The organism is Nocardia sp. NPDC058666 (assembly GCF_042714895.1).
GTDB lineage: Bacteria > Actinomycetota > Actinomycetes > Mycobacteriales > Mycobacteriaceae > Nocardia.
This window is the reverse complement of the sequence record NZ_JBHXRY010000001.1, coordinates 549,847-574,471: the sequence shown is the minus strand read 5'-3', so window position 1 is coordinate 574,471 and position 24,625 is coordinate 549,847. Positions and strand designations below refer to the sequence as shown.

Sequence of the window (24,625 nt, the reverse complement as noted above, 5' to 3'; positions counted from 1 at the left end):
CATTCGAAGATCCCACTCTATGGCAGTCGAACATCACCGTGCGGCAGCCGGTACGCAATAGATCACCCTGGCCATCCCCATTCCGATCGGCAACACAAGGATGAGAAGATAGCTGATGCCTTGGCCTTCTGTTTCGAGCGCCAACCAGCTGGCAGAAATCACGAACACCACTGAATTCAGCACTAATATCGACAATGCGACGGTTCGAACAAGCGGCTTCATTCGGTGCCCCGCCCACAATACAACGACACTGAAGATTGATACTGCAACAGTGACCGAGGAAATCGTTACGAAAACCATCTGCGCCCACGTCGGAGCACCTTCCTCGGCACTGCTCATCGCCCAGGTCAGGAGTCCCAGCATTCCAGCGATGACAGCAATGAAGAGCGCGTATACTGTAGCCTCGGCTCGCCGAGCGCGCGTCGGAACATCCATTATCCGGTCCTTATCGACCACTCAGCGGTACCATCCAACCGTGTTGCGTTATCGAACGTGCCGGTATTAGCATCGGGCCATTTTCCCTGCGGAAACACAGAAAGATCAGTTGCGGCGGTCTTGAGATCTAACATCGTCTTCAATTGCGCGCTGATCAGCGCCGTTACTGCTGCGATGGCCGCCACGATACAGGCGGAGTCCGAAGCCGCTTCCAGTAGAATCAGGCCCGCGCCTTCCCACGAGAAGATGACGGAGGCAATTGCCGTCAGACCACCGGTCATAGCGATTCCGGCCTTGATAACGATGCCGAGAATGGCTCCATAGAAGACCAATCCTCCTGCTGCTGAAGTTCCGAGCGCGGCAGTTGCTTCCTTCCCCACATCGCTGATCCTTTTCGCAGCAGCGTTATGTGCAGCCGCGGCGTTCCGGTACGCCCATTGCGCATCGCCCTTCCATTCGCTACTCGACTTCAAAAGGGAGGGATCAACATTGGCCGCTAGTTGGGATGCATCCTCGCGAATCTGAAACCAGTCCCAGGCGCACATGGCCATGTACACAGGTGCCGCGACGCCCTTCAGGAGGTCCGTGACCGTCTCAATGAGCCACTTCGCGAACTCGACTATCTTATTTCCAGTCCATCTGACAGCGGACTCCATTCCCTCGGTGACCCACCAGTTGTCGACGGCGTTCGCGACAATCCCTGGAACCGAGTCCATCTGCTTCCCGATTTCCCCGATTCTGCGCTCGATTTCGCTGATGACGCCTTCGAACTGTTCAACGCTGAATTCAGTCATGCCGCTTCCCTGGATATGGTTGGCCTACCAGATATTTTTGAGCTGGTCTGCATACACCTGATCTTCCTCGTCGTACTTGTCTGCTACGAACTTCAGCGTGGTTCCGGTATTTGCGAAAGCAGGGGCACCTTCCGTGCACCGCTTTGCGGCATCTTCGACAAGTTCGGAGTGTGTCGTCACGAGCGCCTGAAAGAGACCGGCTTCGACCCGGTTGAATTTCAGCTCTTCAATTTTGCTCGCCAAACCGGTCAACGTTTCAGACCCTTGAGTCCACACCGTCGCCTCGGCACGAAGGTCGTTCGTCGCTACCTTTATTTCTCCAGCACTGGGTCGTGACACCTTCTATTTCCCCGTTTCTTGATTGAGCTCCGCAAGATATGCTATTGCATTCGCGATGGCCTGATCCGCTTGCGACGAGAGGTCGGCTGAACCTGCGCCCCTTGTCAGGATTTGACGCGCGTGGGCCGCCGCGTCGTCCAACGCCCATGAAATCGCTGCGCCACTGCGCCCGGCCGCCCACTGTTCACCGATAGTGCAATCGACAATCGAGCCGTTCGGATCCAGTGTGACCGTTACCCAGCCGTCCGCCCCCTCGCTGCCACCGATCACTTCAGCGTGCTCGCGCGACTCCTTGGCAGCCTCGGAAAGGCTAAAAACGTCGCTCATTATTCGGTCTAGCGACAGTCCACGAACGTTGGAATCCTGTTGGGGAAGCACGGCCGGTACTGTCGGGAAGTCCTCCACCCTCAACGAATCCAGGTGGCTGAGAATGCCTGTGTTGACAACGGTGTCACAGTCGGCGGCAGAGCGGGAGTGCTCGGCGTCCTCTGCCGCCTCGATCACGGCCATGCCAAGATCGGAGGCGTGGATGCGCTGCTCCCAAGCTTCGGATATTTCGGCCCTGAGAAACTCATTCCGTGAACCCAAGGTCACGTAAACCATTTTAGTGGAGTCCGTCCCGCGCACCTTCCGCGCAAGTGGAGTCACCGCCTCGGCAAATATGCGTTGGGTCTCCTGCGCGTATGCGTGATATTGCGCAGCTCGGCCCAGAATTTCGTCATTCATGGTCAGTTCCTCAATTTTTGATCTGGTTAATTCCAAGCTGTTTCGCGGTCTTCCCGCAGCCACTTTTCCGAATCCTCGACCCACAATGTGAAGTTTCTGGCCAACTCCTGTGGAGTTGCAGGCCGGACCTCGATGTGGTCGTCGGTGTGCCGCTCCGTGTATCGCCCGTCTTCGCTGACGTCGTGCCACTGGATCGAATCCCACGCACCGTTGCGATCACTGATCGTGCCCACGAACACCTCCGCGCAACCACCACCGTCGATAGGGCGACGGAGAAGTCGCTTGAACTCCGTGCGAGCGGATTCGCGCTTCGCATCGCGAAAATGTTCGTCCGTCGTCGACCGTAAGTCTTGGTGGTGGAAAGTCGCTGGCCGGCGCTGTCCCTGGTTCAAAGGCGGTATGGCCTTCGCCAGCGTGCCGCCGAGGGATTCAGGTCGACACGTCAAAATGCTGATCGCCCCGTCTATGCCTCCGACGGCTGCCTGCACGAGGATCACGGCGTGGTATGCGGTGCGGACACCGAGCACCCGGTACTCGTGGATATCTCCAGTACCGGTGCGACCTCTACGTCTACCGCCGAGAATTTCGATTCGCACATCGCCCGTCGCGACGGTGTGGAACGCGTGCCGGATTTTGTCCATTTCGTCGTCCGAGAGACCTTCGCTCACTCTCGCACGGTGGGCCTCGTACTGTTCTTTGTACTCGAACCGACTGTTGTAGCGAAGCAGCGGAGGGAACCGGTCGTTGGCGGCAGAGAACCATAGGGCCGCGAAGTCATCCGGCGTCAACGTCGTCCATCTACTCCCCATTTGGTGTCCCCATCGACCGTCGCCGCAGCGGGCCCACCGGCCGAGGCCCGTCCACACTGCGCCGCATCTGTGCGAGTCGCGATTCCTCCGCGGGCGGCGGTGCCTGGTCTGGACCTGCTGGCCGTCGGTCCTCGGGAATTCGTTGGGCGGCAGCGGGACTCGGACCCTCAGCACTTGAGTTGGGGATTGCCGATGACCGCCGATCAGCCGGTCGGGATTGCTCAGGATCTTGCCGGATAACTGCCGGGCGGCTGTCCTCGGTGTTCGGCTGGGCCCGTGCTGGCGTCGAGTCCTCTGGTGCGCGCGTCCTGGCGGCCAGTGCGTCGCCACCGAACACGGCTGGACTCACTGGCGGATTCGTAGCCGTACCGAGAAGTTCGGCCGTGTTGTGCCGGTTGACGAGGTAGTCGGCCCGCTTGTGCTCTCCAGCCTGATCGTCTTTGCCTCTCGCTCCGCCAATGCCCGGAGCCATCATCCCCGGCATGCCAGATCTCCCACCAGCCCCTGACGCTGTCGTCGCCGCCAAACCTGCCGGGTTGCCGACAGCCGGTAGCGGTACGCCTTGAACCGTCCGCCCCGGCACCGGCGCTGTACCGGGTGCTCCTGGGCCGCCAGCGATTGCGGGATTTGCCGGAGCGCCAACGTGGGGCGCCGCACTGGTTGGACTCCCCATCGTGGGCGAAGTCGGCACGGTCGCCGCGGGAACAGTACCCGCCGGGACTGTGGCAGCCGGGTTTGTGCTGGCAGGTGTGGAGTCTGTATCGCTGAGTAGGTTCTGCGTCGGGCTGTCCGATGCGTCGCCGGAATCATCCCTGGTGGGCTCACCGGAGGTCGGCTCTTGCAACGACTCGGGTTCGTTCCCCTGCTCGGGCTTGGCAGAGTTGTCGCCCGAAGTGTTCGGGTCTCGAACGCTCGACGAGTCGGGATTTTCCTCAGGCAGGACTGGGGTAGCGATATCGACAGGTTTTGTCGCGCTGACGGGACTTGCAAGAGCCGGAAGCGAACCATCAACGGACGCAAACGGTTTGACGTAGTTGAGCTCCATCTTCTCGCGCGCTTCGTCCTCGGCTTCGCGTCGCTGGCCCTCGCGGACCTTGGAGTTCCACGGCATGTGGTCGAGTGTGAAACCCACCGTTTCATACGGAGCGGGCATCGCGTTCTTGGTCCTCGTCGCCGCGTCAGCGGCGGCGGTGATCTGGGTCGCCATCGCGCCGAGAGCATCCGTGAGCGAACTACCACTGGAGGTGTAGCGGGCGATCGCGGATTTGGACGCCTCCGCGGATTGGCCTTCCCAGGATTCGGCGATAACGGTGTTCATCCGCCGCCGGAAGGTCTCAAGACCGGTTTCCCATTTCTCTTTGGCCTGAACGTATTTCGCCGCTGCGTCGTTCGCCTGCTCGGTCTGAATCTGGTCGAAGGTCTTCTTGATCGTGGGATGCTCCCACGTCGCCGAGTACGGATTTTCCGTGCGCGGCGGGATCTGCGGATCCTCGGTGGCGGTCATCGCGGCAAGCCCGTCACACCTGGTTGCCCGTTCGGATCTGTAAGGGGCGCGATCCTTTCGGCTTCAGCTCGGAACCGCGCGGCGAAGGACTCGTCTGCTTCCATGAACTGATCACGTATCGCGACGTGGAGCTCCCGGATATCTTGGACAACGAGCCAGTGCTCTTCCAAGATGGCGTGGAAGTTGTTCTCTCCGCCCATGGACTTCTTGCGGAAGCGGTCGGCGATGGTCTGCGCCGAAGTCAAATTGGAGCCCTGATGGTCACCGAATCCCCAAGTAGAGATATCCGCGACCTCCTTCATGGTGGTCTGGACGTCGCGTATCACCTTCTGGAAGTTGGCGCATTCGCGGTCCACCCTCGCGAACTCCTCCGGGTCCATCCGAACTGTCAACTGGCCGTTGCGGCTCTCGGTGATCAGATTCGCCAACGGGCTCTGCTCGGCCATGTGCGGTTTCCCTCCCGGTTGTCAACTTCGTAATGCTCGCGCTCAGGCACTGGCTGGTATGGACGGTACGACCTTCACTGCCAGATCCTTCGCGATCTGGCACGCATCGATTTGCCCGGTGTCCTTGTTGGACTTCGGGTTATCGATCAAGAACTCGAGAGTGCCGCCCTTCATCTCGACGTTCACCCAGCACCCGGTGTCATCGTTCTCCCGCCGAGTCGACACCGCCTGGCGGGACTCGATCACGAACTCGTGAGTGTCTGGGAGGTTTCGGTCGCGGACCATGGACAGCGTGAGGTTCGTCGTTCGAATGCGCACGCCGTAGCCGCTTCCGGTGTTCATCACCCAGCCGCAGCCCCGCCACTTGACGCCGTTCGGAGCGTCAGCGTCAGCGCGACCGGTGGACTCCTGCCGTTCGGCGGCCATGACCGCTGCAGGCACGTCTGTACACGGGTTGTACCCGATGGGCACCTCTGCAGCCAATGATGTTGCAGTGGAGGTACTTTCCGGGGCTGGAGTGTTGCCCGCGGAGCTGCATCCGGCGGTGAACACTGCCAGCGCAGCCACTGCTGCGGTAACTGCACTTCGCTCCACTACGCCACCTTCGATCCGAGCCGAGAAGTTCCTTCTACTATCTTGGACGCGCCCGGCTGTGCTTCGGTTCCCTCGATTCGCGATCAATTCTCCCGACCTGCTCCATGGGCGCTTTCGATCGCGGTGCGGGTCAGCTTCGCCGGTACGGTGACCTGTGCGGCCTGATCAACCAGGTTCCGCGCGGACAACAAGAACCCCGCGAGCGCCAGCGTGGACACGCCCGCAGCGTCGCCTCCCCACCCGTTTGCCGTGGAATCCTCGATTCCGGCGGCGACGACCTGTGTCGCCGCGTCGAGTTCGGCGGGTACCGACTCCCATGTTTGATGAATCGCCCTGATCTGATTCGGATCCATGCCCGATACTCCCTCCCCCGGATACCGGTGCCCCCGGCGCTGATGCGGCCCCACACTCTCGGCAGCACTCGGGATCGTATCGCGAAGGGGCGATCGCGGCGCTTGGACCGCAGCTCACACTGTAGGCACCCGCGCACGCTGGATTCGGCTACTTGTTCGAGGTTCGACGCGCCGAGCACCCGGACCCTTCGTCTGGGTCAGCGGCTGTTGACGGCGGTCAGATCCATCGTTCGTACTGGTCAGCGGCACGCGGTCGAAAGTTCAACCCGCCCAGCCGATTCGCATCAAATGAAGATGACAAGTGCGATCTTGATTTCACCCAGCCCCGACAAACGGAGATTCCCTGCCCCAAGGCAGGGTAGTCCTGTTTCACAGACAATTGCCTTCCCGAAATCAGCTGCGGGGCGGTCTCACACCATCTCCGCAGGCGAACGCGTGTACTGGGTCGTAATCCCGGCATCCACGCCGATCACGATCGGCGTCTGCGGGCGACCTCGGGGTAACCTCAAGGGCGGTGTTTGCCGGGGAGTAGCGGACCGGGCGCGGAGTTCGTCGAGAGGATGCACGAGTGCGAGAGTCGACAAGACCGGTCAGCACGCCTGCGGGCGCCTTCGGCCCGGCCAAACTCATGGTGGCGATCTCGGCGGTGCTGGTGCTGTGCCTGACCGGATTCGCCTGGCGCAGTGTGGACAACCTGATCGCCAACATCGACCGGATCGGCGGCCTCGGCCTCGGTGGTGGCCGCGACGGCGCCGTCGACATCCTGCTCGTAGGCGTGGACAGCCGCACCGACGCGCACGGAAACCCACTCACCAGCGCCGAAAAAGCCATGCTGCACGCGGGCGACGAAGTGGGCACCAACACCGACACCATCGTGCTGATCCGCGTGCCCAACGACGGCCGCTCGGCCACCGCGATCTCCATCCCGCGCGACGCCTACGTCGACATCGGCGGCCAGGGTAAGGCCAAGATCAACTCCGCCTACGGCTCCACCAAGGAGACCGAACGTGCCGAACTGCTCGCAGACGGCAAGTCCGAAACCGAGGCAGAGAAGGAATCGACCGCCGCGGGCAGGCAGGCACTGATCAAATCCGTGGCCAACCTGACCGGCATCACCGTCGACCACTACGCCGAGGTGAGCCTGCTGGGCTTCGTGCTGCTCACCGACTCGGTCGGCGGCGTCGAAGTATGTCTGAATCAGGCGGTGGACGAACCGATGTCGGGCGCGGACTTCCCCGCCGGGCAGCAACGTTTGGACGGTCAGGAAGCGCTGAGTTTCGTGCGGCAGCGGCACAATCTCGAGCGCGGTGACATCGACCGGATCGTGCGTCAGCAGGTGTTCATGGCGCAACTGGTCGGTCAGCTGCTCAACGCCAAAACCCTGGCCAATCCGGGCAAGCTCAGCGAGATCAGCGAGGCGGTCGGGCGCACGGTGGTGCTCGACGAAGACTGGGACGTGCTGGCCTTCCTGCAGCAGCTCAAGGATTTGTCCGGCGGCAAGGTCGAATTCGAGACCATCCCGGTGGCCGATCTCAACAGCACGACCGCCGACGGGGAATCGGTGGTCAAGGTCGACCCGAAGGCCGTGCAGAGTTTCGTCGCGGATCTGGTCGGGGAGAAGAAGGAACCGGCCCCCGCCGACGACGCGCCGAAGTTCGACCACTCGACGGTGACGGTCAGCGTATTCAACGCCGGTGGCGCCACCGGTCTCGCGGGCAAGGTGTCAGCGGCCTTGACCGGCAAGGGTTTCGCCGAGGGCACCGTCGGCAACTACACCGGCGGCAGCGTGAATTCCAGTCGCGTGCTGGCCGCCGACACCGACAACCCGAAAGCGGCGGCCGTCGCGGAGGCACTGGGCGGACTCACCGTGGTCGCGGATCCGACACTGTCGGCGGATACGGTGAGCGTGGTCGTGGCAAGCGACTACTCTGGTCCGGGCTCGGCCGCGGCAGGCATGTTCGATCTCGACCAGACATCCTCGGCGACCGCCTCCCCGATACCGCCCGCCCCGCCGATCGACGCAGGCCAGAACGGACCGAAATGTGTGAATTGACCCATGCGTGAGCCGAATTCGACCCTGACCGACGCCCTGCTCGACCCGATCCTGGAACGCGATCCCGCCGGACCGCGCGTCACCTGGTACGACGACGCCACCGGTGCCCGGATCGAACTGTCGGGCCTGACGTTGGCCAACTGGGCCGCCAAGACCGCCAACCTGATCCGCGACGAATTCGCGCTCACCCCCGGCGCCAGGGTCGCGGTGCTGCTGCCCGCGCACTGGCAGACCGCCGCGGTGCTGCTCGGATGCTGGTGGGCGGGAACAGAAGTGGTGCTGCAGCCCGACCCCGACGCCGACCTCGCGCTGGTGACCCCCGACCGGATCGACGATGCCGACGGCGTCGGCGAGGTGGCGGTGCTGTCACTGGACGCGATGGGCACGCCCGTGCGCGACCTGCCCGTGGGCGTCACCGATTTCGCGACGGCGGTGCGGGTGCACGGAGATCAGTTCCTGCCCGGCGGTTTTCGCGCGGCCATCGATGGTCTCTCGGTGGATCAGGTGCTCGCAATGGCGCGGAAATCCGCTGCGCTGCAAGGGTTTTCCGCCGGTGACCGGGTGTTGTCGAGTACGCCGTGGGAGACCGTGGAGGAACTGATCGACGGGTTCGTCGCGGTGCTGTTCGCGGGGGCCTCGCTGGTGCAGGTGGTCAATCCCGATCCCGCCGCCGTGGAACATCGGGTGGTCACCGAGAAGGTGACCGTTCGCCGCTAGCTCCTACCTGGGTATCGGTTCGGGTCCACCCCGAGTACGTGTTGTCTGTCACACCCCGCCCGTACTGTGGAAGTCAGTGTTCGACTTCTAGGGCAGGGGTGGCGATGATCGCGAAGTACTGGGTTCGATGGTCGGCCGAGCACGGGGCACCGCGGGCGATTCTGCGACGGCAGGCGCGCAAGGGTGATCCGTTCGCGACCTTGCTCAGCGGTCGACGGGGATTACACGATCCCTATCCGCTGATCGACGAACTGCGTGGGTCGGGCGGATTGCGCAGGACGCCGCTGTCGTATGCCGCGTTCGACCACGCGCCGGTGCGGGCGATTCTGCGCGACCCCCGATTCGGGGTACGGCCTGCTCTGGGCGAAGAGCTGCCCGCCCCGTGGCGCAAGCTCGCCGAGCGGGTCGCGGTGCCGCCCAATCCTGTTGAGCCACCGTCGATGCTGGTCATCAATCCGCCCGAGCACACCAGGATGCGCAAGCCGGTGGCCTCGGCGTTCACCCCGCGCGCCATCGCCAGGTTGCGCGACCGGGTGGAGGTGGTCACCGCCGAACTCCTGGACGCGATGCCCGCGGACGGCTCGGTCGATCTGATCACCGATTTCGCCGCCAGGGTGCCGATCGCGATCATCGCCGAGATGCTCGGCTTCCCGCCCGCGGACCGGGACAGGTTCCTCGAATGGGGCGACAAGGTGACACCGCTGCTCGATATCGGCACCTCGTGGAAGTCCTACCGCGGCGCGATGAGCGCGATCGAGGACATGGACGACTTCCTCGCCGACCACATCGCCACGCTGCGCCGCGCACCGGGCGAGGACATCCTGTCCACCCTCGTCAGGTCCGGTGACTTGAGTCTGCCGGAACTGCAGGCGGGCGCGGGTCTGCTGATGGGGGCGGGTTTCGAGACGACCGTGAATTTGATCGGCAATGCGGTGGCCGCGTTGTCGGCCCATCCCGACCAGCTCGCACTGGCCCAGAACGATCCGCAACGGTGGCCCGATGTCGTGGAGGAGACGCTGCGGTTCGATCCGCCGGTGCAGACCACCGCCCGGCAGGCACTCGAGGATGTCGAGATCGAGGGGGAGCGGGTGCCTGCGATGAGCACGGTCATCCTGTCGCTGGCCGGCGCCAACCGTGACCCGGCCGTCTTCCCCGACCCGCACCGGTTCGATATCGACCGCCCGAATGTCAAAGAGCACCTGGCATTCAGCAGCGGCATCCACGCGTGCCTGGGCGCGAGCTTGGCCAGAATGGAAGCCGTGCACGCCCTGCGCGCGCTCTACACCCGCTACCCGAACCTGCGATTACGCGGCGAACCGGTGCGTCGAAACCTGTTCACGCTGCACGGTTTCGAGCACATGCCGGTCGACCTCGGACCGGTCGCGCGCACGCAGGCCCCCGACGACCTGGCCGGGGCTACGCGTCCGGCGTGAGTGGGGTGCTCGCACGCCAGCGGTAGCGGGTCTTCGGGCGACCGGCGCGGCCGTAATCGGCGCGGCGCTCGGCCAAACCGTCGTCGGCCAGCTTCTCGAGGTACCGCCACGCCGTGATTCGTGAAACCCCAACGGCGGCAGCGGCATCGGTGGCGGTGATGCCGGCTTCGGCCGAGCGCACCGCGCGCGAGACCTCCTCGAGGGTGTGCTGCACAACGCCTTTGGGCGCGCCGGCCTTCTGGTCGGCGGTGCGCAGGGCACCCAGGGCGCGGTCGATGTCGTACTGCGACAGCGCCGCCTCGCCCGCGGGCAGGGCGGTGTCGAAATCGCGGTAGCGTTCCAGCTTTTCGCGGAAGGCGGCGAAGGTGAACGGCTTGAGCAGGTACAGCACCACACCATGCGCCACGGCGCTGCGCACCATGTTCAGCTCGCGCGCGGAGGTGATCGCGATGACATCGGGACGCGGCTGCAACCCGTTCAACGCCGCGGCCACATCGAGACCGCTGATATCGGGCAGCCCGATATCCATCAGCACCAGGTGGAACGGCGTGCCCTGCGCGATCGCGTCGGCGGCGATCCGCAACGCGTCACGGCCGTTGTGGACCACCCCGCCGGTGACGAACCCGTCGAGCCGTTCCAGATACGCCCGATGTGCCTGGGCGATCAACGGCTCGTCCTCGACGATAAGGACCCGGATCATCGGGATTGCCCTGGTCGGACCTGCACCAATGGGCGTGGGGTGTGAGACTCACGCGGTTCGTTGATTCTCGACATAATGTGCAGCTTCTTCCGGGGTCGCGCCGCCGACGGTGGCGACAAAATAGGAGTTGGTCCACAAGGTGGGGAGCCGGGATTTGAGTGTTGGAAATTCGTCGCGCAGGAGCCGTGAGGAGCGGCTCTTGATCTGTTTGACGAGTCGGTGAATGCCGTACTGGGGATCGCATCCGACTCGAAGGTGGACTTGGTCGGGCATGGTTTCGAGTCTGACGATCGAACCAGCGCGCTCGGCGCATACCTCTTCGACGATCTGTGCGAGACGTTGTTCCACTGGTCCGCTGATGACTGGTCGTCGGTATTTCGGGCACCAGATGACGTCGTAGATGCAGCGGTAGACGACATGATTGTTCGATTGGATCCCATCCACACATTGACTATATAGCATGCAGCTGTATAGTTCACGGTGTGGACGAGATTGTGCGCTACACCTATCGCTTGCGCCCCGGCGTGCAGGCGACGCGGACGCTCGAGGCTGAATGGCACCGATGCCGATTTCTGTGGAACGAAGCCGTGCATCAGCAGCGAAGCGGCTCCAGGCCGACATTCGTGCGACTGTCGAAAATGCTCACCGAAATACGTTCCCGCACACCGTGGTTGCGGGAAGGATCTCAAGTCGCTCAACAGCAGACGCTGAGAACCTACGCTGCTGCCCTGGATCGATCGTTCAAGGTGAAAGGAACGCGCAGACCAAAGGTCAAGTCTCGCAAGACTTCGTTGCCGTCGATGGAGTACACCACGCGTGGGTTCACCGTCCGAGACGGCAGATTGCGGTTGCCGAATAAGGTTTCCATCCCGGTGGTGTGGTCGCGGAAACTGCCGTCGCCACCGACCTCTGTTCGCGTATTCAAGGATTCCTTGGGTCACTGGTATGCGTCGTTTGTCACCCGCCGCCCACTCAGTCCCGCTGCTTCCGCGACGGGTTCGATCGGTATTGACTGGGGTGTTGCAACCACCGCAACGACCACAAACCCCGCTTTTGATCTGGCGTATCCAGGACACCGGCATCGATGTGCGGCGGAACTCGCTCGCGCACAACGGAAGATGGCTCGCCGCCGTGGTCCTCGTGGCCAAGCCGCATCGCGCGGATACATCGTAGCCCGTCGGGAAGCCGCCCGCCTGCACAAGAAGGCTGCCAGGCAGAACACGCATGCAGCGCGAGTGTGGGCGCGCGCGGTTGTTGCTAACCATCACACGATCGCGGTCGAGGATTTCAAACCTCGGTTCCTTGCACGGTCGACGATGGCAAAGAAGGCCGCCGATGCGGCGATTGGGGCAGCGAAACGCGAACTGATCGAACGCGGTACGCGGGCGGCCCGGAGAGTGGTGTTGGTGCCGCCTGCATTTACGACTATGACCTGCGCAAGCTGTTCTGCGAGAGCCAAGCAGCGGCTTGCGTTGGGCGAAAGGATCTTTCGGTGCGAGCACTGTGGGCACACCGCAGATCGCGACCGCAACGCTGCCAGGGTAATCCTGGCCACGGTAGAACTCGACCGTGTCAGTGGTGACGACGTAAGACACTGCTCGCCTCCTCCTTTGGGTGCGTGTGGTGCGGTCCGAGCTGGGAATCCTGCGACTTCGGTCTTGGGAAGGGCTAAGACTTCTCCCTCAACGGAATGCGAACGATGACCGCGCTGTGTGGTGCGGCCGTGGTGGTGATGGTGCCGCCATGTCGATCGACGAGGCGGTGCACCAGTGCGAGGCCGAGGCCCGCGTGATCGGACTTGGTGGTGTAGCCGCGCTCGGCGGCGCGGGAGAACATCTGCGCGGACATGCCGGGCCCGCTGTCGGACACCCGCACCCACAGCGCGCCGTCACGGTGACACACCGATACCTCCACGCGCTTGTCGACCGTGCCCGACGCGGCGTCGATCGCATTGTCGACCAGGTTGCCCATCAGGGTGACCGTCTCGTGCGCGGACAGCGGATCGGTGGAGTCCAGCGCGGTGTCCTCGCTGATCGCCAGGCTCACTCCACGCTCGGCCGCCTGATCGACCTTGCCCAGCAGCAGCGCGGCCAGCGCCGCGTCACCGACCGCGGCCAGCAGTCGGTCGATCAGCACCTGCGACAGTTGCAGTTCCTCGGTCGCGAAGGCCACCGCTTCATCGGGGCGGCCCAGCTCGACCATGGTGACCACGGTGTGCAGCCGGTTGGCCGCCTCGTGCGCCTGCGCGCGCAGCGACTCCGCGAACCCGCGCACCGAATCGAGCTCGCCGAGCACCGCGCGCAACTCGGTCTGATCGCGGATGGTGAGCACGGTGCCGATCTCGCGGCCCTCCCAGCTCACCAGGTCCTGGTTCACCAGCAGCACCCGGTCGGTGGTCACGTGCGTCTCGTCGCGCACCACACCGTCGCTCATCTGCTGCAACGACACGGGAAGGTCGCCGCGGTACACGGGGCCGTCGGGCAGGTCCAGCAGCGTGCGCGCCTGGTCGTTGACCACCTCCGCCGCCTCGGACTGCGCGCCGAACACCATCAGGCCCTCGTGCACCGAATGCAGGACCGCGTCGTGGTGCTCGTACATCGCCCGCAGTTCGTCGGGCGCGAGTCCGTGGGTCTGCCTGCGCAGCCTGCGGCTGATCAGGAACGCCGACAGCGCGGCCAGCGCCAGACCCACCGCTGCCACCCCGAGGATCAGCGGCAACTGGGAGGCGACCTGCGTGCTGATCTTGGCCCTGGTGACCCCGGCCGAGACCAGCGCGACCACCCGGCCGTTGTCGTACACCGGCGTGACCGCGCGGATCGAGGGACCAAGCGTGCCGGTGAACGTCTCGGTCAGGGTCTGCCCGGCCAGCGCGCCGTCGATGCTGCCGACGAACGGCTTGCCGATCAGGTCAGGGTTGCTGTGGGTGTAGCGCGTGCGGTCGGGCGCCATCACGACGATGAAGTCCACGCCGGTGGCGGCTCTGATCCGCTCGGTGGTCGGCTGCAGCAGGCCGCTGGGGTACGGCGAGTTCACCGCGGCCAAGGTCGACGGCGACCGGGCCACCGTCACTGCCACGTCCCTGACCTGCAGTTCCGCGGCCACATCGTGGTCGCGCCTGGCATCGAGCACAGCCAGCAGCGTGCTGGCCGCGATCATCAGCGCCAACACCACCAACTGCCATACGAAGGCCTGTCCCGCGAGCGACAGTCGTCCTCGTCGCACTCTCTTGCCTCCGACCTGGATCTGATTGAACGTTATGCATCGTAATGAAACTTATGGACCAAAGAGACGGCCGTCACAATAGTGGCTCACGCTGGTGCGCATGAGCGATACCACCGCAGCGCGGAAACGCGACCATACCCACTGGCTGTACATCGCGGTGATCATCGCCGTCGTGGCCGGCGTCATTGTCGGCCGGGTGGCACCCGAGTTCGGTCAGTCACTGGCGCCGCTGGGCACCCTATTCGTGAACCTGATCAAGATGATGATCGCGCCGGTGATCTTCTGCACGATAGTCCTGGGTATCGGTTCGGTGCGCGCCGCCGCCACGGTCGGCAAGGTCGGTGGCCTGGCCATCGGCTATTTCCTGGTGATGTCGACGGTGGCGCTGGGCATCGGCCTGGTCGTGGGCAACCTGATCGATCCGGGCGAAGGGCTCAACGTCGGCGCCTCGGGTGTGGGTGCCAAGTACGCCGATCAGGCGCACAGCGCCGGCGGCACGTGGGACTTCATCCAGAACATCGTGCCCACCACGCTGGTGTCCTCGCTGACCGCGGGCAGCGTGCTGCAGGCGCTGTTCGTGGCCCTGCTGGTCGGGTTCGCGGTGCAGGCGATGGGCGAGGTCGGCGCGCCGATCCTGCGCGCGGTCTCGCTGATGCAGAAGCTGGTGTTCCGGATCCTGTCGATGATCCTGTGGCTGGCCCCGATCGGCGCGTTCGGCGCGATCGCCAACGTGGTCGGGCGCACCGGCTGGTCGGCGGTGGTGCAGTTGGCGACACTGATGATCGCGTTCTACCTGACCTGCCTGGTCTTCGTGTTCGGTGTGCTGGGCGTGATCCTGCGGATGGTGTCGGGTGTTTCGATTCTGAAACTGTGCCGCTACCTGTCGCGCGAATACCTGCTGATCGTGGCGACCTCGTCGTCGGAATCGGCCCTGCCGCGACTGATCGCGAAAATGGAACACGCGGGCGTGGAGAAGACGACCGTGGGAGTTGTTGTGCCCACCGGTTATTCGTTCAACCTCGACGGCACCGCCATCTACCTCACCATGGCCTCGATCTTCATCGCCGACGCCATGGGCAAACCACTGAACCTGGGCGAACAGATCGGCCTGCTGCTGTTCATGATCATCGCCTCGAAGGGTGCCGCGGGCGTCACCGGCGCAGGCCTTGCCACCCTCGCAGGCGGCCTCCAAAGCCATCGGCCCGACCTGCTCGACGGGGTCGGCCTGATCGTCGGCATCGACCGCTTCATGTCCGAAGCCCGCGCCCTGACCAACTTCTCGGGCAACGCCGTGGCCACGCTGCTGATCGGCACTTGGACCAAGACGGTGGACGCCGACCGGACCAAGCGCGTACTCGATCGCGAACTGCCGTTCGACGAGGAGACGATGGTCGACGATCACGAGATCGATCAAGTCAAACTCACCAAACCTGTTCCAGCACAGGCGGTCGAAGCGAAGTAGAACTGTCGAAATGCCCCGCGATGAAATTTCGCGGGGCATTTCGCGTCCCGCAGCGCTACCGCGCGCAGGGTGAAACAGAAACAGATTGTTCTTGCACTACGCAGCGTCGGTGTGGGGCACGGTCAAACCCACAGCATTGCAAAGTATTACGGGCAGTCGTGATGTACTCAAATTCCCCAGCTTCTGCCGCGTCGGTGGCGGGGAAGTACGAAATTCGAGATAGACGCTAACGCATGGTTACCACCGCAGGTGCCCCGGCGTGCCAAACTGGCCGCGTGAACGCCGATTTCCCCGCCCCCGCTGCCTTGATCGTAACCGGCGCACGCGGTCTGCTGGGGCGCCAGATCCTGCGCCTGGCTCCCACCGCGCGTGGCTTCGGCAGGGCCGAACTCGATATCACCGACCGGACGGCTGTCGATGCCGTCCTCACCCCGGGTGCCGTGGTGATCAACTGCGCGGCCTACACTGCGGTCGACGCCGCCGAAACCGACGTAGAAGCCGCTTTCGCCGCGAACGCGACCGGACCCGCCGTGCTCGCGGCGGCGTGTGCGCGGGCGGGCGCGCGGCTGATTCACGTCTCCACCGATTACGTCTTTCCTGGAACCGCACACACGCCTTATGAACCCGACGACCAGACCGGACCCGAAACGGTCTACGGGCAGTCCAAACTGGCCGGTGAGCAGGCCGTTCTCGAAGCGGGCGGCCATGTCGTGCGGACCGCGTGGGTGTATTCCGGTGTCCAGGGGGATTTCGTCGCGACCATGCGCCGCCTGGAAGCCGAACGCGACACCGTCACCGTGGTGAACGACCAACTCGGCTCCCCCACCAGCGCCGCCGACCTGGCCGCCGCGCTGCTGGAATTGAGCACCCGCCCCGATGCCCCGACTGTGCTGCACGCCACAAATTCCGGCACCGCCACCTGGTTCGATCTCGCCGCGGCCGTTTTCACCGACCTCGGTGCCGACCCCGCGCGCGTGCTGCCCTGCCCTTCCAGCGCGTTCCCGCGACCGGCACCCCGCCCGCCGTATTCGGTGCTGTCACCCGCGGCCTGGAACGCGGCGGGTCTGACCCCGTTGCGCCCCTGGCGGATCGCACTCACCGACGCACTCGCACGGTTGTCCGACTAGGCTGCGCAGTCGTGAACGCAAGCGAAGCAGTCGATTCTCCAGCCCCCGCAGGCCTTGCCGTGGTCACGGTGACCTACTCGCCGGGCGAGCACCTCGACCACTTCATCACCACCCTGGCCGACGCCACCAGCGAGAAGCCGCAGGTGATCCTGGCAGACAACGGCTCCACCGACGGCGTCCCCGAACTCGTCGCCGAAGCCAACTCGCACGTGACGCTGCTGCACACCGGCGGCAACATCGGCTACGGCGGTGCGATCAACCGCGCTGTGGCCGAGATCGACCCGTCGATCGAATTCGTCATCCTGGCCAATCCGGACATCCGCTGGGGCGTGAACTCCATCGACAAGATGCTCGAGGCCGCCAAGCGTTGGCCGCGCGCGGGCGCGATCGGGCCGATGGTGCGCGAGCCCGACGGCAGCATCTACCCCTCCGCACGGCAGGTCCCCGGCCTGGCCGACGGTGCCGGGCACGCGATCCTCGGCTCGATCTGGCCGAAGAACCCCTGGTCGGTGCGCTACCGTCAGGAGAACGAGCAGATTTCCGAGCGGGTGGTCGGTTGGCTGTCGGGTTCGTGCCTGCTGGTGCGTCGCGCCGCGTTCGACACCATCGACGGTTTCGACTCGCGCTACTTCATGTACATGGAGGACGTGGACTTCGGTGACCGCATGGGTAAGGCGGGCTGGCACAATGTGTTCGTCCCCGACGCCGAGGTGACCCACGCCAAGGGTCATGCCGCGGGGCGTCACCCGGAGATCATGCTGCCCGCGCACCACGCCAGCGCCTACCGCTTCCAGGCCGACCGGCATCCGCACTGGTGGCAGGCACCGCTTCGGGGCGCGTTGCGCGCCGGACTTGCGGTTCGCTCCAAGATTGCGGTTCGATCGGCGCTGCGTGAGCAAGCTCGAACCGGCGCCTGAACGGCGTCTCTTATCACTGTGAACAGGGGAAACTCGATGGCAGGCAATGCAGGCACCGACGCGGTCATTCTCGTCGGCGGACAGGGCACGCGGCTGCGTCCGCTGACCCTCTCGGCGCCCAAGCCCATGCTGCCCACGGCCGGGCTGCCGTTCCTGACGCACCTGCTGGCGCGCATCGCCGAGGCCGGGATCACCCACGTGGTGCTGGGCACGTCGTTCAAGGCCGAGGTCTTCGAAGAGCACTTCGGTGACGGTTCCGAGCTGGGTCTGGACCTGGAGTACGTGACCGAGACCGAGCCGCTGGGCACCGGCGGCGGTATCCGCAATGTGCTGCCCAAGCTGCGCGCGGACAACGTGATGGTGTTCAACGGCGACGTGCTCGGCGGCACCGATCTGGGCGCGATCCTGGACACCCACGAGTCGACCAACGCCGACGTCACCCTGCACCTGGTGCGGGTGAGCGACCCGCGGGCGTTCGGTTGCGTGCCCACCGACGAGAACGGCCGGGTCACCGCGTTCCTGGAGAAGACCCAGGATCCGCCGACCGACCAGATCAACGCGGGTTGCTATGTGTTCCGCCGCGAGTACATCGAGAAGATCCCGACCGGTCGTCCGGTGTCGGTCGAGCGCGAGGTCTTCCCCGCGCTGCTGGCCGAGGGTGCGCGCGTGCAGGGTCACGTGGACGCGTCCTACTGGCGCGACATGGGCACTCCCGAGGACTTCGTACGTGGTTCCGCGGACTTGGTGCGCGGGATCGCTCCGTCGCCCGCGCTGCCGGGCCAGCGTGGTGAGTCGCTGGTGCATCCGGGTGCCGGGGTGGCGCCGGGTGCGCTGCTGATCGGCGGGACCGTGGTCGGACGTGGTGCCGAGATCGGTGCGGGTGCGCGGCTGGACGGTGCGGTGATCTTCGACGGTGCCGTGGTCGAAGCCGGCGCGACCGTCGAGCGGTCGATCATCGGGTTCGGTGCGCGGATCGGGCCGCGTGCGCTGGTGCGCGACGGTGTGATCGGCGACGGTGCCCATGTGGGTGCGCGCTGTGAACTGCTGCGTGGGGCGCGGGTCTGGCCGGGCGTGGTCATTCCCGACGGCGGCATCCGCTTCTCGACCGACGTCTGACACTTCGCCACGGCGGGCCACCAGGTGGTGGCCCGCCGTTGTGCTGTTCTAGCTGAAGCCGACGGCTTGATCTCCCCATGCGCTGTGCAGGTCGGCGTCGGGGTTGTCCACGACGCGGTCGATGGTGTCGATGAGCAGCGTGGTGCGCGCCGCGGGACGGTAGTGCGGCCAGTGTTTGGAGCCGTCGATGGCGGCGGGGACACCGTGTTCGGCGAAGGCCAACCACCGGCGTTGCATACGACCCGAGACCGCGACCGAGGCCTTGCGACCGCCGAGCCAGAAGGTCGGGTCGTGGTTGAACGTGCCGAAATTGCCGAAGACATAAGGCAATTCGGTCGCGTGGCCCGCTCCGACCCTGGCGGCCTTCAACATCGGGGTCGCGTAGTCGAAGCGGTACATCCACGTCGGCGAATGCTGGGCGTGCCCTTCGGCGACCCACGCAGCGGGCATTCGGAAGGCGGCATCGGTCGACATCGCCAGTGCCCCACGGGTTTTGGTGAGATCCGGGTACGCCGACGTGATCTCGGCGATCCGTTCCGGCGCCATCTCCGGGTGTGAGGCCGCCACGTCGCGCAGCATCGCGTTCACCGCGTCGGGTGTCACCGGCATGATCGGTGACCGCAAGACCCGAAACAGCGACGCCTCATCACGATTGGTGCCGATCAGCAACGGCACCCGATGCGAACGCCCCTGCTGGAATCGATCGATCGGGTACGCGGGCAACAGATCTCCGTCGACCACCGGTGCGGCCGCGAGCCTGCCCGGTTCCTTGGTCGGCACCTCGTCCAACAACACCGCACCGACCTCGACGAGCTGTTCGATCGGCATCTCCAACAGTCGATTCGCGTGTCCCGCACCGAGTTCGAGCAGTTCCAGATAGCGCTGCCCGACAATCGCTGCGCGCTCTTGCCCGAAAACGGTAGTAGCGGGCGGACTCTGGGCAATCGCCTTGTGGAACAACCCAGCAGCCGCAGGCGAAGTGAGCAGCGCCGTAACGCATCCGGCGCCCGACGACTCGCCGAACAGCGTCACATTGCCCGGATCACCGCCGAACGCGGCGATGTTGTCGCGCACCCACGCCAGCGCCGAGAGCTGGTCGTGCAGGCCGAGATTGGCGGTGAACTGTTCGCCGAAGCTGGACAGGTCGAGGAATCCGAGCACCCCGAGCCGGTAGTTCACCGACACGACCACCGCGTCGCCCGCCTCGGCGAGCTTGCGCCCGTCGTAGATGGTCTGCGCGGCGGTGCCGAGGCAGTAGGCGCCGCCGTGGATCCACACCAGCACCGGGCGCGGTTCGTCGTCGGAGGGTTGGGGGCGCGGGGACCACACGTTGAGCCACAGGCAGTCCTCGCCCATCTGCAGGTCCGAGTCGACGGGCACCATCGCGCCCATGGCCTGGGGGGCGATGTCGCCGAAGACCACGCAGTCGCGCACGCCGTCCCATGGTTTGGGCGGCTGTGGCTTGGCGAAGCGAGCGGGGCCCGCGGGTGCGGCGGCGTAGGGGATGCTGCGCCAGACCGCGACCGGTCCGTCCCAGGTTCCGCTGACCGTTCCGTACTCGGTGTCGGCCAGTGGGTCGGCCTCGCGCGTGGGCAGATCGTGGTCGAGTTCGGTCTCCATGCTCATCGCACACCTCCTAGCCGGCACGACAGCGCGGGTGCCTGAGCATTTGCTCCCGGCGGTCGTAGCACCTGGTGACTTCCTACGAGAGTACGTGCGACCCGGGGATGTGCGCGCCCAACGCACCATTTCCGCAGGTAACAGTTACTCCGCGGTACAGGTGGGCGGTGGTTATCGCCGCCCATCACGGCGGTGACGGTGGGGTGTGCAGCGGGCTCGACGGGTCCGGCTCTTAGCCGTCCAGCCTCGGAGGGGTTGGCATCGCGATTGTTAGCGGGGAATGTGCTGGGTTCCGTCTTCGCGGCGGTCGGTGTGCCCCAGGTCGCGGTCGGGCGCGATCCGGTCACGTACCCGCTGCTTGAGGACGGCGATGTCGGGGAACCCGCCGTCGGCTTTGCGTTCCCACAGCTGTTCGCCGTCGAGGGTGATGCGGAAGATCCCGCCCTCGCCGGGTACCAGGGCGACCTCGCCCAGCTCGGTGGCGAAGGTGGTCAGCAGTTCCTGCGCCATCCAGCCGGCACGCAGCAGCCAGCGGCATTGGGCGCAGTATTCGATCGCGATGCGGGGCACTTCTGCAGTATCCCCGTTTCAGGCCTGGAAGGTCCCGTCGAGGTAGACCCACGCCCCGTCGACCCGCACGAAGGTGCTGAGTTCGTGCATGGCGTCGCGCGCGCCGTCGAGTTTGTAGTGGGCGATGAATTCGACGGTGCCGTTGTCGTCGAACGGGCCGCCTGCCTGCGTGCCGACGATCTCGAGGAACAGCCACTGCTGGTCGCCGTCGAGTTCGAGGTCGGCGGGGCGGGTGCTGGGGTGCCAGGAGCGGCGCAGGTAGTCGACATCGCCGACGACGTAGGCGGTGTAGCGCGAGCGCATCAGCGTTTCCGCGGTCGGTGCCGGTTTTTCGCCCGCCAGGATCGGTCCGCAGCAGTCCTCGAACGCCTCACCGCGTCGACACGGACACGTCTTCACTCGTGCGCCTCTCCGGAAATTCAGCGGCTCAGGAGCCGACTGTTAACTCCCGGCCTGACGTCGAGTGCGCGGTGGCCGGGTGGGTAGCGCCCAAAACTATCACTGTGGAGATCATCCGAACGGCTGGTGTGCCAGCGGTGCCAGTTCCAGCACCCGCGCCAACTCCGCGGTCTGATCCCGCCAGCGCCGCAGGTCGGTGACACTGGGGGCCATCTCGTAGTCGAGGTGATGTGCCGCCCGTGACAGGGCTGCCCACACCGCACCTACCTGACCAGCGGTTTCCGGCCCGGCGTAGACGCGCAACGCGAGCAGCTGCGCCCGCATCGGACAGCGCATCAGCTCGGGCGCGACCTGTGCCCACAACTGGTCCACCGCCTGTTCGAGCGCCAATCGCAGGATCCACGCCACCGCCCGCGACCACACGCCACCGGCATCGGACACCGAGCCGTCGAGCAAGTTCTCGGCCGCTTCGAGTCGGGCCGCCACCGAGGGTCGCGGGCTGAACTTCGCCCGCGACGGCCTGCCTCGACGGTTCACGTACGCACCGCATTCGGCTCGTGTGCGCGTAGCCAGGTGACGAATCGTTCGGTGTCACTGATCAATTCACGCATCGGGCGGTCGATCGGCACGTGCGCGCCCGCCGTGGCATCCCTGAGCACACCGACCAACCAGCGTCCACCGACTGTGCTCAGGTGCTTGTTCAGATCGTCCACGCGGGCACCGACGCCCATGATGGCGAGGGTGATCATCGCGCGGGTGGTGTGGGCGTTGCGCACGCGCCGTTCCACTTCCCCGTGTTCTAGGCCCGCGGCGAGGAGTTCCTGGCGTGCCTTCGCCAGCCCGGCGGCTTCGATGGCCGACCGGCAGCAGGTCGCGACGAGTTCGTCGGCGATGGCGGGCGGGAGTTGTGGTGTGCGCAAAAGGGATCGGGCATCGTCGAGGTAGCGGCGCACCGGGTCGCCGGTCACGCGCACCTCGACGATCGACCGTTCGCGACGCTGGACTTCGAGTACGGTCGCGTCGAGTTGCATCCGCCGCACCGCTTCGGCGAGCCGCTCGTCATGGGTGAACACCACCACCTGCCGCGAGGCCGCCACCTCCGCGAGCACCCTCGCGAGTCCGTCGACCTTCGCCGGATCCATCGCCTGCACCGGGTCATCGATCATCACGAATCGAAAAGGACTGTCCGCCACCGTGGCTCGTGGCAGGAACAGTGACAGTCCGAGCGCGTGCAGTTCGCCCTGACTCATCACTCCGAGTGCGGCACCGTCCACCTCGTCGACGGTGACATCGAGCAGCACCCGTCGAGCCGTGCCCGCACTGCCCTGCAAGCGGATCGCTCCGAGCTCCACATTGCTGTGCTGTCGCAAGGTACTCCACACCCAGCGTGCGGTGGTTTCCAAGGGCTGCATCCGCTGGCCACGGATCGTCGCGGTGGCGGATTTGAGCCAGTCGGCGGCCTTCTTGACGATGCGCAGTTCGCTGGCGTGGTCGGCGACGGCTCGGGCGGGGTCTAGCCAGGCAAGGATGCGGGGGACCAAGGGCGACCACACCGCGTCCAGGTGATCCAGTTCTGTGCGTGTATTTGCTTGCAACGCAGCGAGTTCGGTGCTGAGTTCGGCGTGAACCGTGCGCAGGCGATCTGGAAACTGATCGTCGCAGTCAGCCGTGGCCAGCGCGGCCCACTCCGACCACAGGTGCCACACGGCGCCGCGCAGCTTGTGCAGGGAGTCCGGCACTGTCGATGGCAGGGCCCGTGCCGCAACGAGAGCCGCACCGCGTTCCGCCGTGGCTGCACGCAGCGCCGCGAGTTCACTTGCACGGTCCTCGATTTCGCGATCCGCGGAAGTAATCCACTCGATGTCGAGATCGCCGCGACCACACACCGGACAGGCGCAGGATCCCGAGGCTGTGACGTGTTCGCGTGCGCGCGTGAGCAATTCGAGCACCCGCAAGTCGGCATCGCTATCAGCGGTTGCGTGAACAGCCACCTCCCTGCACGCAGCGGCGAGCCGGTCGGCGGCGGTGGTTACTTGCGCCGCGTCGGGCAACGTCAGCCGCAGGATCGCGCGTAGGCCCTCCGGTCCGTCGATGCCGAGAACCGAGTCGGCCACCGCCTTGGCGACGGCGTCGAGATCGGGTTCCGGCGCATGCAGCAACTCGGCCACGCTGCGGGCACGATCATCGTCGGCTTCATCGAGTTCGACCAGCAGGTCAGCTCGAGATTGACGTGAATCACGCACCGCGCGTTCGAGTTCCAGCTTACGGAGCCTGATTTGTTCTGCGGCGTCGGATAATTCGTCGAGTCCGAGCAGTCGGTGCAGCGCGTCGAACAGGTCGCTCGGCTTCCCGTCGACCAGCGCGCCGAGTTCGCTGTAGGACAGGAACGGCCGGTACAGGTCCAGCTGTTGCCTGCGAGCACGCGGGTCCACCGAGGTGGCCGACTCCTGGCCTCGCTGCTCCATCCATTGTGCCTGTGCCAGTTCAGCATTGGTGCCCCAGCTGGTACTCACGGTGAGCTGGGGTTGCTCGCCCGCGGTGAGCAGTTCGACGTCGATCCGGGTGTCCTCGGGTTCGTGCAGGTTGCGCCACCCTTCCCGCCAGGCGATCGACCGCCCGTCCCATCGCCGATTCCCGCCGGTCAACGCGAACTCCGCGGCTTCGGCGAAACTGGATTTCCCGCTGCCGTTGCGACCGACGACCAGGGTCAGTCCGGGCCCCGGGTTCAAGCGCAGCGTCGCCGCGGGGCCGATCCCACGAAAACCCTGCACGGTGATCGACCGCAGGAACACCCCGGTGTCGCCGGAATCCGTTGCGGCCGTGCCGCTGTCGACGGCGGTGAGTGCGGCGAGCACGCAGTCGCCGACCCGTTCCTCCACAGCCGGGTCGGCGGCGAGCTCGCGCGCGACCACCTCCGCGATCCGATCCGAGCACACTTGCGGCATCCCCCTTCGCGCCCGCGCACAACGCGGCGATCCTGGGAGCAAACGCTACCCGATCGCCGGGCGTTCGCCCAGGGGATGCGCACTGTGCCGCACGAATCTGCCCGCGGGAGTGGAATGGTCATCGTGCTGCCGCGCCGGGCCCTCGATGTCCACCCCTCGCCCACCCCTACGGGCAGCTCGATGCGGTGTTCACACCCGCGATACGCTGCGTCGAGCAGCGCGGGCGGTCCGGGCGAGCCGAACAGGTCAGAATGCCAGATGTTGACGTGCACGGCAAGCCCTGGTGCGTGAAAATATCGCTGCGGCAGTGTTTTCCAGGAGTTTTGTCGTCGGCACCGTTTGTT

Annotated in this window: 25 protein-coding genes; 8 read left to right on the top strand and 17 right to left on the bottom strand. The window is 65.3% G+C overall.

All coding sequences use genetic code 11. The annotated features are described in order from the left end of the window. Positions 1–33: 33 nt before the first annotated feature. From ACFWVD_RS02555 to ACFWVD_RS02515, 9 genes are all read right to left on the bottom strand, one after another. Complete coding sequence (locus ACFWVD_RS02555) at positions 34–435, bottom strand: hypothetical protein (protein WP_379240152.1); 402 nt, start codon at positions 433–435, stop codon at positions 34–36. After that, the gene (locus ACFWVD_RS02550) at positions 435–1,229 is read right to left on the bottom strand and encodes a hypothetical protein (protein WP_379240151.1); all 795 of its coding nucleotides are present in this window, start codon (positions 1,227–1,229) and stop codon (positions 435–437) included. The genes ACFWVD_RS02555 and ACFWVD_RS02550 overlap by 1 nt, the downstream gene beginning before the upstream one ends. Before the next feature lie 24 nt (positions 1,230–1,253). Beyond that, positions 1,254–1,568 (bottom strand): hypothetical protein, encoded by a 315-nt coding sequence (locus ACFWVD_RS02545; protein ID WP_379240150.1) that lies wholly within the window; start codon positions 1,566–1,568, stop codon positions 1,254–1,256. A 3-nt stretch (positions 1,569–1,571) separates the two neighbouring features. Next, complete coding sequence (locus tag ACFWVD_RS02540) at positions 1,572–2,294, bottom strand: hypothetical protein (protein ID WP_379240149.1); 723 nt, start codon at positions 2,292–2,294, stop codon at positions 1,572–1,574. Between the two features lie 26 nt (positions 2,295–2,320). Next, on the bottom strand, positions 2,321–3,103 hold the full coding sequence (locus tag ACFWVD_RS02535) for an ESX secretion-associated protein EspG (RefSeq protein ID WP_379240148.1): 783 nt from the start codon (positions 3,101–3,103) through the stop codon (positions 2,321–2,323). Beyond that, positions 3,093–4,607 (bottom strand): WXG100 family type VII secretion target, encoded by a 1,515-nt coding sequence (locus ACFWVD_RS02530; RefSeq protein WP_379240147.1) that lies wholly within the window; start codon positions 4,605–4,607, stop codon positions 3,093–3,095. Before ACFWVD_RS02530 ends, ACFWVD_RS02535 begins: the two co-directional genes overlap by 11 nt. Beyond that, positions 4,604–5,053 carry a hypothetical protein gene (locus ACFWVD_RS02525; RefSeq protein WP_379240146.1) on the bottom strand — a complete coding sequence of 150 codons (450 nt, stop codon included), beginning with the start codon at positions 5,051–5,053 and terminating at the stop codon, positions 4,604–4,606. The genes ACFWVD_RS02530 and ACFWVD_RS02525 overlap by 4 nt, the downstream gene beginning before the upstream one ends. A gap of 42 nt (positions 5,054–5,095) precedes the next feature. Beyond that, positions 5,096–5,605 (bottom strand): DUF3558 domain-containing protein, encoded by a 510-nt coding sequence (locus ACFWVD_RS02520; RefSeq protein WP_379240145.1) that lies wholly within the window; start codon positions 5,603–5,605, stop codon positions 5,096–5,098. Positions 5,606–5,730: 125 nt separating this feature from the next. After that, positions 5,731–6,000: a hypothetical protein gene (locus ACFWVD_RS02515; RefSeq protein WP_379240144.1), complete on the bottom strand. Its 270-nt coding sequence runs from the start codon at positions 5,998–6,000 to the stop codon at positions 5,731–5,733. A 628-nt stretch (positions 6,001–6,628) separates the two neighbouring features. Here ACFWVD_RS02515 and ACFWVD_RS02510 point away from each other — a divergent pair. From ACFWVD_RS02510 to ACFWVD_RS02500, 3 genes are all read left to right on the top strand, one after another. Then, on the top strand, positions 6,629–8,053 hold the full coding sequence (locus ACFWVD_RS02510; protein WP_379240949.1) for an LCP family protein: 1,425 nt from the start codon (positions 6,629–6,631) through the stop codon (positions 8,051–8,053). A 3-nt stretch (positions 8,054–8,056) separates the two neighbouring features. Beyond that, positions 8,057–8,770 (top strand): TIGR03089 family protein, encoded by a 714-nt coding sequence (locus ACFWVD_RS02505; protein WP_379240143.1) that lies wholly within the window; start codon positions 8,057–8,059, stop codon positions 8,768–8,770. A 104-nt stretch (positions 8,771–8,874) separates the two neighbouring features. Further along, positions 8,875–10,203 carry a cytochrome P450 gene (locus tag ACFWVD_RS02500; protein ID WP_379240142.1) on the top strand — a complete coding sequence of 443 codons (1,329 nt, stop codon included), beginning with the start codon at positions 8,875–8,877 and terminating at the stop codon, positions 10,201–10,203. On the opposite strand, the gene ACFWVD_RS02495 is transcribed toward ACFWVD_RS02500, so the two are convergent. Together ACFWVD_RS02495 and tnpA are read right to left on the bottom strand one after the other, a co-directional pair. Next, positions 10,187–10,903: a response regulator gene (locus tag ACFWVD_RS02495; protein WP_379240141.1), complete on the bottom strand. Its 717-nt coding sequence runs from the start codon at positions 10,901–10,903 to the stop codon at positions 10,187–10,189. The genes ACFWVD_RS02500 and ACFWVD_RS02495 overlap by 17 nt on opposite strands. A gap of 48 nt (positions 10,904–10,951) precedes the next feature. Beyond that, positions 10,952–11,347 (bottom strand): IS200/IS605 family transposase, encoded by a 396-nt coding sequence (gene tnpA / locus ACFWVD_RS02490; RefSeq protein WP_379240140.1) that lies wholly within the window; start codon positions 11,345–11,347, stop codon positions 10,952–10,954. 38 nt (positions 11,348–11,385) lie between these two features. Between tnpA and ACFWVD_RS02485 the strand changes: the two genes are divergently transcribed. Beyond that, positions 11,386–12,606: an RNA-guided endonuclease InsQ/TnpB family protein gene (locus tag ACFWVD_RS02485; RefSeq protein ID WP_379240139.1), complete on the top strand. Its 1,221-nt coding sequence runs from the start codon at positions 11,386–11,388 to the stop codon at positions 12,604–12,606. Here the strand turns inward: ACFWVD_RS02485 and ACFWVD_RS02480 are convergent. Beyond that, a complete protein-coding gene (locus tag ACFWVD_RS02480; RefSeq protein ID WP_379240948.1) occupies positions 12,572–14,059 on the bottom strand; it encodes an ATP-binding protein in 1,488 nt (495 codons plus the stop codon). The genes ACFWVD_RS02485 and ACFWVD_RS02480 overlap by 35 nt on opposite strands. 166 nt (positions 14,060–14,225) lie before the next feature. Between ACFWVD_RS02480 and ACFWVD_RS02475 the strand changes: the two genes are divergently transcribed. The 4 genes from ACFWVD_RS02475 to ACFWVD_RS02460 all read left to right on the top strand — a co-directional run bounded on the left by ACFWVD_RS02475 (position 14,226) and on the right by ACFWVD_RS02460 (position 18,747). Further along, entirely contained in the window at positions 14,226–15,587 is a 1,362-nt protein-coding gene (locus ACFWVD_RS02475) for a cation:dicarboxylate symporter family transporter (protein ID WP_379240138.1), read from the top strand. A gap of 275 nt (positions 15,588–15,862) precedes the next feature. Continuing rightward, positions 15,863–16,714, top strand: coding sequence for a dTDP-4-dehydrorhamnose reductase (gene rfbD, locus ACFWVD_RS02470; RefSeq protein ID WP_379240137.1), 852 nt, complete (start codon positions 15,863–15,865; stop codon positions 16,712–16,714). An 11-nt stretch (positions 16,715–16,725) separates the two neighbouring features. Further along, entirely contained in the window at positions 16,726–17,631 is a 906-nt protein-coding gene (locus tag ACFWVD_RS02465; RefSeq protein WP_379240136.1) for a glycosyltransferase family 2 protein, read from the top strand. 36 nt (positions 17,632–17,667) lie between these two features. Then, entirely contained in the window at positions 17,668–18,747 is a 1,080-nt protein-coding gene (locus ACFWVD_RS02460) for a sugar phosphate nucleotidyltransferase (protein ID WP_379240135.1), read from the top strand. A gap of 48 nt (positions 18,748–18,795) precedes the next feature. On the opposite strand, the gene ACFWVD_RS02455 is transcribed toward ACFWVD_RS02460, so the two are convergent. The 5 genes from ACFWVD_RS02455 to ACFWVD_RS02435 all read right to left on the bottom strand — a co-directional run bounded on the left by ACFWVD_RS02455 (position 18,796) and on the right by ACFWVD_RS02435 (position 24,272). Beyond that, positions 18,796–20,367 carry a carboxylesterase/lipase family protein gene (locus tag ACFWVD_RS02455; RefSeq protein ID WP_379240947.1) on the bottom strand — a complete coding sequence of 524 codons (1,572 nt, stop codon included), beginning with the start codon at positions 20,365–20,367 and terminating at the stop codon, positions 18,796–18,798. A gap of 270 nt (positions 20,368–20,637) precedes the next feature. After that, on the bottom strand, positions 20,638–20,937 hold the full coding sequence (locus tag ACFWVD_RS02450) for a SelT/SelW/SelH family protein (protein WP_379240134.1): 300 nt from the start codon (positions 20,935–20,937) through the stop codon (positions 20,638–20,640). 18 nt (positions 20,938–20,955) lie between these two features. Next, positions 20,956–21,336: a YchJ family protein gene (locus ACFWVD_RS02445; protein ID WP_379240133.1), complete on the bottom strand. Its 381-nt coding sequence runs from the start codon at positions 21,334–21,336 to the stop codon at positions 20,956–20,958. Positions 21,337–21,447: 111 nt separating this feature from the next. Next, entirely contained in the window at positions 21,448–21,873 is a 426-nt protein-coding gene (locus ACFWVD_RS02440; protein ID WP_379240132.1) for a hypothetical protein, read from the bottom strand. Further along, complete coding sequence (locus ACFWVD_RS02435) at positions 21,870–24,272, bottom strand: AAA family ATPase (RefSeq protein ID WP_379240131.1); 2,403 nt, start codon at positions 24,270–24,272, stop codon at positions 21,870–21,872. Before ACFWVD_RS02435 ends, ACFWVD_RS02440 begins: the two co-directional genes overlap by 4 nt. Between the last annotated feature and the right edge of the window lie 353 nt (positions 24,273–24,625).